We start from the raw sequence: 15507 nt of genomic DNA on the forward strand, positions 1-15507 counted from the left end.
ATAGGCTTAAACGACCGGCTCTCTTGACTTTTAGCGGACCGTGATTCATATTCGCAAAATGTGCTGGGGACGGTTTTATGGTTGATGAATACACCGATGAGACGCCGGCAGAGGGTTCGCAGACGGGCGAAACCGACCCTCTTGGCATACTCGGAACGGCTCTGGTAAGAAAATACCAGATCGAGCGGTATATTGGGCGAGGTGGGTTCGGTCATGTCTATCTTGCCCGGAACCTGGAGCTGTTCGATCAAAAGGTCGTGGTCAAATTTCTCATGCGCCCCGAGGCGATTGACCGTTTCCGTCTCGAAGCCGCTATTCAGGCCAATCTTGATCACCCCAACATTTGTGGTGTCCAGGCTTATCTTCCGGACCAGAAAGCGATAGTAATCCCCTACATTGACGGTAGTGATTGCGAACAGCTTGTCCATAGTTCCGGACCGATGTCCGAAAAACGCGTGACGACCGTTGCTTTGGCTTTAATCAAGGCGCTCGCTTATGCTCATGCCAACGAGGTTTACCATCGGGACCTGAAACCCTCCAACATCATGATCGACCGTCATGGTCATGTGCGCTTGATCGATTTCGGCATTGCCAAGAGAACCAGTCATCATCTGACCGAGGATCGTCCCACACCGGGGACCTGGTCCTATCTGCCGCCGGATCAGCTCGATGACGACGCCGTTGACGACCCGATCCAGAGAGACATATATGCTCTGGGAGTTACCCTCTTTCAACTCAGCACCGGGGTGCGTCTGCGCCACGAACGACTGGGTGCGAATCCCAACCATTGGAACGGTGAAGCCGCTCGGCGATTGTCTCCCGAGTTCCGTGCCTTTCTGAAGCGTCTCACGGCGCCGGAGAAAAAGGACCGGTTCGAGGATATGAATGAGGTCCTGCGATTTCTGAATTCGCTGCCGGACCGAACCGGCATCAAGCGCCCTAAAAAGTTAGTGATGTTCGTTGGCGTGCCGCTGATAGTGGTTGCGGCCGTCTATCTGGTGGTGTCGAATATAGGCAATTCACAATCCGAACCCGGAGTTACTGCCAATAATGTCGTGGCGGATTCGATCCGAACGGCGGCAAGGATCCCGGCTGTCGTTGATTCTATCGGCAAAGACGATACGACCCTGCCGATTGATCATGGCTCGGCTATTCCCGAGATAAGTATGGACTCTGTGGATGACGCCAAGTCGCGCAAGACGGATATTCCGGTGGATAAGCCGGAAGTAGAGAAAAGCGGAAACGAAGCTTCGAAAACACCGAAGAACAACACGGAAAAAACTGCCCATGATGATCCGCCTTCACGCAGTACAACCAAGTCGCCTGAAAGCGAATCTCCTGTGGTCATCCCTCCGCACCCGAGCGTCGATTCTATATCGGTGCAGGTAAAAACCAAACCGGATCCATGGGTGGCTCTGGAATTCGACGGTCGTCCGATAAAGGCTGGTCAGGATTCACTGATGACAATACCCGGTTTACACAAGATTTGCATCGTACATGCGCGTTTTCCGGTCACTGACGATTTGATTTATCTGAGAGGTGATACGGTGCTGACAATCGACGCGGTCAGAAACTTCGCGAGAACGGATCGAGTACGGTTGAAGATCGGCTGTATGCCGTATCCGTCCCGGCAGACCCGATTGACGGTGCGCTTTAACGGCATCGAAGAAACCTATGAGGCGATTCCGGCGGTTATATCGAATCTCCCGGTGGGAATATGGTCGATCAGCCTGCGTATGAGTGAGCTGGTTGGCGAAGACGAATGGACCGCCGCAACGATAGATTCCTTTTCAGTCAAACAAACCGCTGCACGAACAGTACCGGCCTTTGTCGGTGACAGCGCAACGGTGAATTTTGATCTTTTTCGAACTCCAACGGATGATAACATGAAACTAGTGGTGTATTGGTCAGCCAAGCCAACAGGAGAAGTCAAACAATGATGCGCTGTCGATGGACGCGGCATACCTCCGCAATAATCCTGCTTCTTATTTTCACCCTCGCCGGTGCTTCTCGGGCCGAACAGGCTTTGCCCGGATCACGCAACGGTTGTCAATTCAACCGATCGGAAGCAACCATCGAAACTGCCCTCAATTTCTACGGGGCACTCGATTGGGTGTGTGCTGTTGATGTGCTTAACCTGGTTCTGGATCGAGATGAAGATAAACTCAGTAACGATGAAACGGCCGGGGCTTATTTCTTACTGGCTGCTGCGACTTATCAATTACTGACGGAAGAAGGGCAAGCGCCGGAAACGATCAGGGATACCGTGGTAGCGCTGGCAGCATACGGCTTTTTGGAGCGACCTGATTGGACCGGTCCATACTATGCCCAGGTACCGCAGTATCTTAAATGGGTAGAGGAAGGCCGTGCGCTGGTTGAGTCGGGTGCATTGACGAAAAAGAAGAAGATTCACGGATGGAAGCTGGCATGCTTGCTAACGGCCGGGACGGTGGCTGCGATCATTTATTCCTCTTCGAGCGTGACCGGTCAGAAGGATGCGCAGTTTCCTGATTTTCCCAATCCTCCGGGGAGCAGCAAATGAAAACAACGATAATTATCTGTATTATATTGCTGACCTTTTTTGTGCCGGCCTGGTCGGTTGACAGAAACGAGAGCGGGAGAACGACGGCGCTCGGTTATACCGAGGATACTTATATCAACGCCAACAATATCCTCATGTTTATCACCAACTACGGTGAACTGGGTCAGGATCTGAACGAGATTTTTAATTTACCGACCGGCACTTATTTCCCTTACACCGGGATTGAGGATATCATTTCGGGCGCGAACAATAAAACTTGTGTCTACACTACGGCGCTGTGGATCGGCGGCACAGTGGACGGTCAGGTGCGAATGGCTTCAGCCCGCTACGATCAGCAGTCGGAATACCGGCCCGGTCCCATGAGCGGCGGGACTTTCCAACCGGATGATCCCTCGTTCAAAGTTTACAAGCTTTATGCCGATAGTCTGGCCGGTACTCCCAATGCCGATTACACCAACTGGCCGGTCGATCAAGGGGCTCCGATTCGAGAAGACGGAACACCGGACATGATGGGCAACCAGATGCTCTGGGCTGTCTACAACGATGCCGACTCCACGCTACAGGAGTATTTCGGGGGCGACACGCTGTCGTTGGGTCTTGAGGTGCGTCAGACGGTTTGGGCGTACGATCTGGATTGGCTGAGCAACTGTATATTTTTCCGCTTCAGGATCTTCAACAAGGGCGCCAACGATATCGACTCATGTTATTTAGGCTATTGGTGTGACGTTGATATTGGTCGTGCTGAGCCCGGCGAAAACTACGACAAGGATGATCTTACGGCCTGCGACACAACTCGCAACCTGGGCTACGGGTACAACAGTGCCAACTGGGACTACCTGTATGGCTCTATGCAGCCGGCCGTAGGGATCGATCTGCTTCGCGGGCCGATTGTTGAAACAGGTAACGGCGGCGACGAGGCTCATTTCTGGGACAGCGTTCTCACCGGGTACCAAAACGTTGAGATGACTTCCTTCACGGCGATGGTCAAATCGGAAACGCCGAACTCACCGGAGATGACATACAACTACCTGAGAGGCCTTCACGCGAACGGCAGCCGGTACGACGTAGCAGGAGACAGCACACCATTCTGGTATGCCGGCGATCCGGTGGCCGGCACCGGGGATATCCAGGCAACCTGCAGCGATATGCAGATTCTGAATACGACCGGTCCAGTCTCTTTGCCGGCGGGGGACAGCACCGAGTTAATTTATGTGCTGGTGTTCGGTCGCGGTGACAATCGCCTGGCCTCGATCACTGAGATGATGGCCAATGATCTGGCGGCCCAGGAGTTATATGACAACGACTTCGTGATCCCGAGTGCCTGGCATGTGTCAACCGACGGGAGCGACGAGACCGGCGACGGCAGCCTGACAGCGCCACTGCGCAACATTCAAACAGCTCTGAACGGGGCGGAACCGGGCGACTCCATCATTGTCCACCCGGGGACTTACTCCCGAAGTCTGTATGTCAACAAAGCCGTTGTAATGGTTCCGTACGACACGACCAGTCGGCCCGTTCTCGAGGCGGAGCCGGGCAACCGGGTGCTCTTTATTGAGGACTTTGCGGATACCATGTATTTATCCGGTTTTGAAGTAACCGGCGGTAACCCGGATAGCCAGTCGCAGAGCGGTCGAGGCGGCGGCATTTTAATCGATAGCGCTGCCGTGGTTATTGAGAACTGCGATATCCATCATAATGAATCGACTTCCGGCGGCGATGACGCCGGCGGCGGTGGAGTCTGTTTCTACTATGGTGGATATGTTGTTCTACGTAACAGCATCATACGGGATAACATAAGCACCGACGGTGGAGGGATTTTGAGTTCCACCGATGCTGCCGGCGGGGTACTGGAAAATAACATCATTAGCAACAACTACTCTTATGATGCTGGTGGTGGAGTTTTCCTTTATAATGCTACCACTGTCAATCCCTTTCGAGTGATCGGCAACACGATTGTCGGCAACCGCGGTGCAAAACACGGTTTCGGTTTTCAGAGCTTCCTCGTCGATGTTGATTTCGAGCGGAATCTGGTGACTGATAATGGACCGATCGAAACCTGCGAGTGTGATGTCGGATATGGCATATCGATTGGCGGCTACAACGTAGAGAGAACGGTGGTAACCTGTAACGATGTCTACGGGAACTGCGGAGATCAGGCTCAGTCCAATCCGAACGGGTTTCCGTATGATGTCACCAATCTGATTGAAGACCCGCTCCTCTGTGACTTGGAAGGCGGTGATTTCCATTTGTCCCTTTCGTCTCCCTGTGCCGCAGACAATAATGACTTCAGCGTGCAGATCGGTGCGCTGGGGATTTACATCGATCCGGATATGGTGGTTGCTGCCGATAGAAATTCAACGGAATGCGGTACGTCCATACAGTGCCATGTCTATGAATACGATTGCACCGGGATCGAAATCAATCTCGACTCGGCGGTGCAATGGCTGAGTCGCGACCATGACGTTGTTTTGGTCTCGACCCGTGGTCTGATAAATCCGGTCGCTCCCGGACAGACCTATGTTGTCGCCGCCGGAGCTGGTCATGAACCGGACAGTGTTCTTTTTACGGTGTTGCCGACGCTCTATGAGTACAACAACGATACGCTCTTCAACCATGCTAATAATGTAGCGCTGAAGGTAAACGTCTCGGGTTCACCGGATGAAGTCTGGTTGATCTATCGGCAGGGGGGAGGACACAATCGCGATAGTGTGATTATGACCGCTGCCACGGGTCAGAGTTATACCGGAAGCATACCCTCCGGCGTGCTCGGACTGCGTTCTATCGAATACTGTTTCCGAGCCGTTGACAACGGTGTCTCCAACACACTTCCGAATGCTTCGGAGAATGAATCCTGGTTTTATTTCCAGGTGGAGATACCGAACACGACTGATTTGTTCGAGATCGTGCCGTGGAATTACCAGATGGTAGGTTTTTCCATGAATCCGTCCAGTCTGGTCATTGATTCCATTCTTAAACCGCTTTTAGGTGATAACAATGATGGGTTCAACTTCCGATTCGGATGTTGGAATCCGACTCTGGCGGCCTATGATGAATACCCCGAACTGGACAGCCTTTTACCGTACCACGGTTATTGGCTGATATCGCGTTCGGCGACGACGGTTCACGCCCACGGATATTCCACTGTCCCCGATGTCTATATCGACGGGCAAGGCTATGCGAGACTGATCCTCGCTCCCGGCTGGAACCAGATCGTCAACCCGTTTGCATTCGATGTCGATTGGGGTGGTCGCATCGAAGACACGAGCTATGGGGACTATATCGAGAACGGTTTGCACGCTTATAGTCCCGCGCGGCGAAGTTATTCTTCAACAACATTGATGGAGCAGTTCAGGGCGTATTTCGTGCGGAATGTTCATCCGACCGACAGTTTGGAATTGCTGATTCCCTACGATGAATATACCGAATTGAAGACAACCGTTCCCTTCGCCGAACATCCGGGCTCATGGTTTGCGGAGATCGCCGCCGCCAACAGTGACGGTCAACGTTCAACCTGCTGGATCGGTGTTTCGCCCGTTGCAACCGCCGGATCGGACAGCCTTGACTTCAGTTCGCCTCCTGCGATCTCGACATCTCTGAAACTTGACGCCGTGTGCCGCCAGGACAACAAGACAACTCTCGCTTCCGACATCCGGGCAACAAGCGACTCAATCCTGATCTGGACGATGCAATTAAGCGGCGAAGCTCATGATCGCGTGATCATGCAGACCGACCAGATGGTTGATTTACCAAAAGGTATCGAAATTGCCGTGTTCGATCGGTCCGGAGTTTTATTGGGAACGTTGTCCGAAACGGAGACGGTTGACTTGATGCTCGACGCAACCGGTAACCGTACCTTGTTGGTACAAGCGACACTAAACCAGTCCGGTCAGTCCGATTCGGAGCATGATCCCACGGTCCCGGCGCGGTTTGATTTGAACCAGAATTATCCCAATCCATTCAATGCGAGTACCTCGATTGGATTCGATCTGGCGCAACCCGGTCGTGTGCGGCTGTCGGTTTACAACATCCTGGGCCGCAGTGTGATCCGACTTGTTGATTGCACCATGGCCGCCGGTCATTATGTCGTTGACTGGGATGGTACCGCGATCGACGGCAAAGCTGTCGCGAGCGGTGTGTATTTCTACCGGCTCGATGCGGGGGGGCAGGTATTCGAGCGCAAGATGATATTGCTCAAGTAGATAATAACAGCAGGCGAGTCCCACGAAGCTCGCCTGCTCTGTCAACCGGAAGTTTTTGTAAATCCCTTATGCGGCGGAGACAAGCCCTGCCGCTAAGCGCTAATGAACCCTGACCTCGCGTAGCGGGCGGCCTTGTGTCACCCGTATCGCCGTTGTGGTTTCCCGAATATAAGAGCGTACGATTTCTTCAATAGTGCAACCGCATGATCCTATAATCATTTCCATGATATATCAAGACCGTTGTTCGTTTTGATAGCAGCACTAGTGTCGATAATTCGGCTTATTCCCTAGGTGATATCACTCACTTTGATCTTGACGAAAGTCCCTATATATAGCATAATGGTTTCATATACTACCTGACAGATCGGTTTGCTCATCCGAAAGGATTGCTGGTCGGCAGGCAGTTCTCACATGATACCGCTTATATTCAATCTTCGACAGACAACTGCGTTCCTGCGGTTAGAGGTATGTTAACTTAAAGCAGTGAGTCTGCATCAAGTGTGCTCATCGTTTCGGTAACTCATGACAGGAGGTGAACAGAATAGAGAAATGTAATTCTTGTGGGAGATGACGGTATGCAGTAATCGCGCACACCACCGATTTGCACACTGCCGATTGTAAAGCGCGGAGGGAATTTCACCGAGGGGACAACAGCTCAGAATACCCATTTTACGATCGTACTGGGGAAAGGCGAAAGCCGCGAAAGTACAATCCGTTATCCATAGTTATCAATCTCTTCCTTGGGAGTTGGGAAAGTAATGAGATCTTCAATGCTAATGGGTACTATTCTCGCATTGGTGCTGTGCTCAGCCAGTGCCTGGGCCGGAGTAGCGATACCTTGGAGTGAACAGGGCCAGACAACGACACCGGATATGGAGTTGTTGGCCAGAGATAGAATACCGACACAGTCGCTCAGCGTCGACGGCGCTGTCGATTTCCATCAGGCGCAGGTATACGGCGCCAACTACCTGCGTAAGATGCAGGCCGATATCACCGAGGACAACGCCGGTAACGGCAATCCGGATAGTCCCGATGACCCGGACGACGGGGGTTGGGACTGGCGGGTTACCTCACCGCCGGCGCCTTTTTCACACACAACCTCAGCCAGTTCGACCAATCTCTACGGTGCAACGGCATTGGGTTTGTACTACACTCACCTTGAGTTCGGTGGGGTAAGTTACTTGCTGGCCATGACCGATGCCGCCGATACCATGATTTATAATCCAAATGTGCGTTCCGGATCGGACCTCATATTCCTGATGCAATACAACGATCTTTCATCGGTCTCGGGCACGGAATACCAGGATTCGGCGCGCGCCAAATACGATGCCCGCATGACCTCCTACGGCGGTGCGCAGGCATTCGCCGAGTTTGTTCGGGATTATCGCGGTGTAACCAACGGTTATCCGAACGGTATTATAGCCTGGGATGTCGGTGTCTGGGTTCGCGTGGCCGCCATGTTGGACGCCCGTTTCCCCGGCAACGGTTACGATGCCGACGCCGATGCCATGGCCGAGGTGCTGTACCAGGATTCTTACATGGATAATCCCGGCTATTTTGATATAGTTGACGATGCCGGGTTCGATCCGGACTACAACGATGTTAACTTCTACTGGTACAATCTCGGTATCAGCGGTTTGATCGATGCCTTCGTTGCAGCTGATCTGCATACATCGGAAATACCGGACCTGGTTGATCGACTCCTGGCGAGTCAGGCCAATCATGGCGGTGTCAGCTATTGTTACGGTGCCAACCCCGGCGACGATGACTGGCAAACGACGGCCTATGCCATGATGACGCTCGGTCGCCTGGATCAAGTCGGCTACCAGAGTCAAATCGATGAGATGGGGTATTTCCTGGCGGCGACGCAGGATCCCAGCGGCGGCTGGTTGTATTCTTCCGGCAACCACTATCCTGAAGTATGTGGTGAAGCGACCGCCGGGCTTTATTACACGAGCAACACTGCCGTGTATGATCTGGCCGACGCACTCGTGGACGATGACTTCACCTGGCAAGGTGATGTTGACGTCTACAACGACGCTCACGGAACGAACTTCATCTGGGAGTATGATGCTTTTGCCACTATCCAGGAAGCGATAGATGTCGTGGACGGCAGCACGGTGCTGATTGCCCCCGGAACCTACTACGAGACCCTGAATATCACACTGACGGGTCTGCAGTTGGTAGGTGAGGATCGCGCCACAGTGATTATCGATCCGACCGGTCTGGCCTCGAACAATTCCGGTATCTACGTCGATGCCGACAATGTGACGATTGAATCACTCACGCTGCAGTCGACGGCGACTAATTCATTACCGCGTTATGGAATCAAATTCGGTCAGGTGGACGGTTGCTCGCTGATCGATGTGACGGTGCGTGATGTCTATCGCAGCGGCGTCGATGCTCTTGGGACAAGCAATCTGACCGTAAGCGGAGTCACCTGCATCAACAACGGCGGACATGGTCTCTCGCTGGTTGACTGCAACGGGGTCGATGTCTCCGATCTGACGGTTTCAGGTAATGCCTGGCAGGGTGTGAGCGTGGCCACCTGGGGTAATTATACACCCCTCGGTGTCAGCGGGATAGTGTTCTCCGGGACCAACAGTTTCAGCGATGTATTCCAGTTGGAAATGGGTGATTACAACAATCCCGGCGTGGCGCCCTCGGGTGACGCGATCATCACCTACAGCACCAATATCTCGGACGGCGCCGATGTTACGGTGCAGGCCTCCGATTTCGGATTCGCGGTGCACGGCGAACAGGATGACTCACCCGACCAGGTGCGTGTCTGGTTCGTACCGACGTTGACCGATGCTGCGACGGTGTTGTCGCTGGCGCCGATTGGACATTTAACCGGCAACGATATGTATATCGAGGATCTGGTTGACGTAACCCAGTTGTACGTGACTCCTAACGGAAGCATTCAGGCGGCTATCGATGCCGCTGATCCGTATGACCTTATCAATGTCTCGGCCGGGACTTATGTCGAAGCGCTCTCTATTACCAAACCGCTCAGCTTATTCGGTGCAACGGCCGGAGTGAACAAGAATGGATACGCCGTACCGACCGGGTATACCTGGGACGATGCGGTCGAGACCATCATTATGCATCCTGATCCTGCAAGCGGGTATATGACAATTGTGGACATATATAACACCGACGATGTCACGTTCGATGGCTTCGTGGTGCAGGAATTGAGCGCGGTGGCGAATCAGAACACTTCGCTGGTCAGAGTGTACGCTTATTCACAAGAAATCGGCAACATTCAGGTCGTCAACAATGTCATCGGCCCGAATACGAATACGGTTTCTCAGGACGGGGCTCAGGGTCGGATGGGACTCTATATTGTCAATCATCCTTACGATGACAACGGGGTGGTTAACAGCAGCTTCGCCGGGAACAAGATCTTCGACTGTAAGGGGAACGGCGACAACGTATTTATCTGGTCGTCTTATTACGCTTACGGCGCTCCCGGGCCTGCCTCGATGGCCGGGACAGTGATTGAAGACAACGAGATATACGGTTCTCACCGAAGCGGTATTGAGACGGCCGGTGGATTCTCCGATCTCGTGATCCGTAATAACGAGATCTATGACAACGTAGAACTGCCGGGAGATGATCCGGACAAACTGAAGTACGGTCACGGCATCCTCTTGATCCGGGGAAGCTCGGACAAGGTGTCCGATCCGCTGACCGCCTATGGTCCGGTCAATCTTACTATTGAGGGCAACAACATCTACGGTAATAGTAAGAGCGGCATCTATACCGGTCCGAAAAACGACGGCGTCATGATCATTGAAAATGCCATCCATGACAACGGCTGGAACGGTGTCATCGTCGATCTGCTCGGCAACTACTGGAATGCTCAGTTCGAACCGGCGCCGGCCGACTCACAGTATGCCTGTTTTGACTGTGCTACCGATATTCAGGCTCACGGCAATGATATCTACGGCAACGGTACCGCCGGGAATCCGGAAGCCCAGTATGGTGTTGTGGTCAACGGCGACCCGACCAACGGCTTTATCTTCGATGCCGAGGAGAACTGGTGGGGAACAATCGATTATCCGGTTATCTCCGGGCTCGTTTCAGGAGAAGTCGATTTCGATCCATGGTGCTCCGATGCCTCGCATACCAACTGTACGCTGTCTTATCCCGTGACTGAGGTCTGGGTGGATGACGACTGGACCGGATATTCGCCGGGCGATCAGGTTGGCGGGCATACTTTCGGCTATGATGCCTTTGTCACGATTCAGGAAGGTATCAATGCCGTCACCGGCAGCACCGTCAATGTCGCGGCCGGAACTTATGTCGAGGACCTGGTTGTCGACAAGTCACTGACTATGATCGGCGCCGGACCGGGATCGACTCTCATTACCCCGACCGGTACGGGGCCGGCGATTACGGTTACGGCCGATGATGTAATGCTGTCGCAAATCGGCATCACGCATCCGACACAGTTAGTCGAAGGCGTACGGGTAGCCGGTGCTGCGGCTAATCTCACCCTCGACTACGTTGACATTACCAATCTTGGCAATAATCCCGGACCGGGAAATGCCTTTGGTGTCAATATAACCAATACCTTCGCGGGATTGACCGTAAGCAATTCCAACTTTATTGCCACCAATCTCGGAGAATACTCACGTGCGATCGGTATTTTCGCAGGCAATAATTTCATGCTCAGCGACTTTGCCGTGTCGGGATCGGTGTTCGAATATCTGTTCGTGGGTATTTATCTGCGTTCGGATATCAACGGCCTCGATGTTGACGGCAACACTTTCGGACCGTTTGAGATCGAGGACTGTACGGCGGCAGTGGCCGGTATATATATCGGCGACGGCAGCCTTCCCAACTTCGACATTCAAAACATTTCCGTGACGGGTAACCTGTTCACTGATTACGGTCGCGGCGTCTACATGTGGAACTATGCCCACGGTGAGGCGATTCTTAATGTCGATATCAGCGGGAATACGTTCAACAATTCCATTTGGAGTGCCGGTATTCGTCTGATTGGCCAGTTGGATCCGGCGACTCAGGTCGCCGTGATCGAAGGTCCGATCACGATCGACGACAATACCTTCACCCAGAGTGTCGATATCGGTGGTTCGGGTGGCGTTGGTCTGATCGATTTCCGATCGGGCGGCGAGTCCGCTACCAGTCAGATAGCCGTTACCGATAACGAGATTACGTTTACCGGTTCGTTCAGTTCGGCTACCTATGGTGTTGTGTTCCGAGGGCCGATTACGAACGCCACCGTCAGCGGCAACATGATGGACGGCGGCAATGTCGGCGGCGCCAACGGTGGTCCGCCCAATACCACGGCGATCTATGTTGCTACTGATGACTCCTGGCTCGGTCCGCTTTCCAGTAGTGCCGTTCTGGATATCTCCAATAACTATATTACCGGGTTCGAGAACGGTATCGCTGTTTATGATCGCAACACCGCTACGTTTGGAAATCTCCCGACCGGTGCGACATTGGCGATTCACGACAACTCGATAACCGGCAACACCCTGTCAGTCAAATCCGGAGCGGGTGAAACCGCCGATGCTTCCGGCAACTGGTGGGGCGCGGTCGATCCGGCGACAGTCGCCGTAGGATTCGAAGGTCCGGTCGACTATACTCCGTGGCTGGCAACGGGTACGGATACCGACCCGATCGCGACCGGATTCCAGGGTAGTTTCGGCACCCTTTACGTCGATGACGACAGTCCTCAGGCCGGTTCCGAAACGCGGTTGATCGAGGCAATCGGACTGGTGACGTCAAGTACTATCTATCTCACACCCGGTACCTATGCCGAGGGACCGCAGGTGGTGATAGACAGCGATCTGGATATCATCGGCGATGCTTCGTCAACAGTGACAATCGTTCCTACGGCCAACACCGGCAGCTCGGGTGATGCCCGCGGCTGGTTCCTGGTTCAGGACGGAATTGCACTCAACATGAGCAAGGTGACGCTCGATGGTGACGGTTTTAACGTTTATCAAGGGATTCGTCACAAAGGCAGCGGTTTCCTCGATGATATCGTCTTCAAGAACATGATTCATCCGGGGTATGCCGGGACGGCCGTTGCTGCTTTCGGCAGCGGTGTCAGTGTCTCTATCATACATTCGGAGTTCGATAACATTGGCCGCATTGGCGCTCTTATGTGGGTGCCCGGGACTTTCGCCTACAACACTTACACCGGTAAGGGTGACGGCGACTGGCTCGACTACGGCATCGACATGAATGCCGGGGCCATTGTTGATATCGTCGGCAACACCTTCACGGAATGCACGGGGGTAGCGTCCTCAGACGGTTCCACCTCGGCCGGGGTGCTGGTTACCACTTACTACGGACCCGGCACGAACGCCATTTTGGAGGACAACCTCTTCACCGGTTGTTCGGCCGGTTTGAATATCGGTTACGATGAGTATGACGCCTCGACGGTCAGCGTTACCAACAACAACCGTTTCCTTGGCAACGAGTACGGTATCGTGACATCGGCTAGTTCGTCGACTAACCTGACCTGTTACGGCAACATTTTCAACAACACCTGCAATGCCGATGATGATGCCGGTGGGATGTGGGATGACGGCGTCAGTGTCGGTAACTGCTGGGCGGATTTTGCCGCGAACGCAGGCTACCCGACTTATTACCTGGTCGGCGGTGATGCCGGTGCGATCGATCATTATCCGAGTGTCGATTGTGGTATCGATCTGACTCCGGACGACATCGTTTACCATTGCGACGGCAATTTCACGTTCGATGTCAACGTGAACGAAGCGATTACCAACCTTGAGGCGGGCTCGTTCGTTTTCGTATACGATGCCGGTTTGACCGTAGTCGATGTCGCCAGCGCCAATCCCGAGGTAACCCTGGCGGGTGATCGTGTTGAGAACGGCACGACCTTCGATACGCTGTATGTCGATTTCCTGATCGGAACCGGATCGGTAACGGGACCGGCTGCCTTGTTCAGGGTGGAGATGAACGGCATTGTCAGCTTCTGCGGAGGGACCGAAATAACTCCGTTTAGTGCGACGCTGTTCAACTCGGACAACGAGCAAATCGCCGTCACCATGCCCGCACCGATCACGTTGGTAGCCGACTGTGACGATCCGGAATTCGTACTCAACGGACCGGCTGCAGGTAGTTACTACAATACTGCGCCGGTGGTTGATATCGCGGCCTCGGATAACTGTGATATCGATGCGGTATATTACCAGATCGACGACTGCCTTGAAACCGGCTGGATTGCCGTTGCCGGTCCGGGCTACAACGGTACATCCTGGTCCGATGCGGCCTGGATCGTTCCCGGTTTCTCCGGACTGAGCGAGTCCGAACATTGCGTTCATTTCAAGGTGATCGACGACAATGCCCGAAGCAACGCCGATTCCTGTACTTATAGTTGGTGTTTCCATAAGGATATTTCGGCGCCGGCGCCGCCGACCGATTTCACGGCGGAACCGGGACACAACAAGGTCCATCTTGACTGGACCGCTTCCGCGAGCGGTGATGTTACGGGTTATGTCATCCAGCGTGTTGTCTGGGGCGATTATCCGCTCTATGACACACCGGAGCCGAGCTACCCGGCCGATCATAACACCGGAGATAATATCTTCGACGGATCGGCGACGAGCTATGTCGATACATATCTGCTCGACAACACCACTCGCGACATTTACTACTACGCCATTTTCGCCTATGACGCGGCCGGGAACTATTCGGTTCTTGACGCTTCGGCGCAGGCGCGTTCTACGTCCTACTGGTTGGGTGATGTTGCCGATGATCTGACCAATTTCGGCGTCTACAACGGTTATGTCAATCACGGCGACCTGTACCATTTAGGCTTCGCCTACTGGAAAGGACCCGGCAATGCGGGATGGCAGCCTGAGGCTGACTGGGGTCCGACTGCGGACGGCAATCCGCACGGTGTACCGACTCCGGACGACACGGTCAACGTCTTTGATCTGGCGATCTTCGCGATCAACTACGGAACGGTTAATCCGACCTTGAAGGCCGTACCGTTGTTCGCTGAAACCGAGACGAACGGACCGCTGGATTTGACGCTTGGTTTTGAAACGGTCGAGAGTCAGGTTGAGTATGTACTCAGGCTGAACAACGCCCGTGGCGACGCCAAGATCATCCATACTGCGATCGAGTGTCCGACCGGGATCGACCTTGACGGATATTCACTGGCGATCGAAGAGACCGCCGAATATCCGGTGTTCGTCGATGTGCGCGAAGTCAACGATCGCATCGAAATCGACTTCGCCCTGTTGGGTAACGGTCTGGCTATCAAGGGCTCCGGTGATCTGGTTCGTTTCCGTCTCAAGACTGACGGCGCCGCGCCATCGCTGGAGTTGGTCGAAGGAATCGTTATCAACAATGACAACGAACAGGTCGATGTTGATCTCGTCAATGTCGCCAAGCCCGGCGATGGCCTGCCTCGAACTTTCGCTCTGTCCCAGAACTACCCTAATCCGTTCAACCCGAGCACCCAGATTGATTTCCAACTGCCGCAAGCGGCTCACGTGACTCTGGAAGTCTACAACCTGGTCGGGCAACGAGTAGCGATTCTGGTAAACGAGCGGCTTGATCCCGGTTATCATACGGCCGTATGGCACGGTGATGATCAGTCAGGCAATCCGGTTTCGAGCGGTGTGTACTTCTATCGTTTGCGAACGGAGGATGTCAACCTTACGCGCAAGATGATGCTTGTGAAATAGACGGTCATTGACCGACTGGAAGATGGTTGGGGTCATGGATGACCCCGACCGCTTCCGGAAA

At 53.7% G+C, this 15507-nt stretch carries 4 protein-coding genes; all 4 read left to right on the forward strand.

Annotation, left to right across the window (positions count from 1 at the left end; translation table 11 throughout):
- The first annotated feature begins 77 nt into the window (after positions 1 to 77).
- The 4 genes from PLF13_04180 (at position 78) to PLF13_04195 (ending at position 15446) form a co-directional block, all read left to right on the forward strand.
- A complete protein-coding gene (locus PLF13_04180) occupies positions 78 to 1940 on the forward strand; it encodes a serine/threonine-protein kinase (GenBank protein HOP06471.1) in 1863 nt (620 codons plus the stop codon).
- On the forward strand, positions 1937 to 2542 hold the full coding sequence (locus PLF13_04185; GenBank protein ID HOP06472.1) for a hypothetical protein: 606 nt from the start codon (positions 1937 to 1939) through the stop codon (positions 2540 to 2542). The genes PLF13_04180 and PLF13_04185 overlap by 4 nt, the downstream gene beginning before the upstream one ends.
- The gene (locus tag PLF13_04190; protein ID HOP06473.1) at positions 2539 to 6741 is read left to right on the forward strand and encodes a T9SS type A sorting domain-containing protein; all 4203 of its coding nucleotides are present in this window, start codon (positions 2539 to 2541) and stop codon (positions 6739 to 6741) included. Before PLF13_04185 ends, PLF13_04190 begins: the two co-directional genes overlap by 4 nt.
- Positions 6742 to 7499: 758 nt before the next feature.
- Positions 7500 to 15446: a right-handed parallel beta-helix repeat-containing protein gene (locus tag PLF13_04195; protein ID HOP06474.1), complete on the forward strand. Its 7947-nt coding sequence runs from the start codon at positions 7500 to 7502 to the stop codon at positions 15444 to 15446.
- Positions 15447 to 15507: the final 61 nt, after the last annotated feature.

The organism is Candidatus Zixiibacteriota bacterium, assembly GCA_035380245.1.
GTDB lineage: Bacteria > Zixibacteria > MSB-5A5 > GN15 > FEB-12 > DAOSXA01.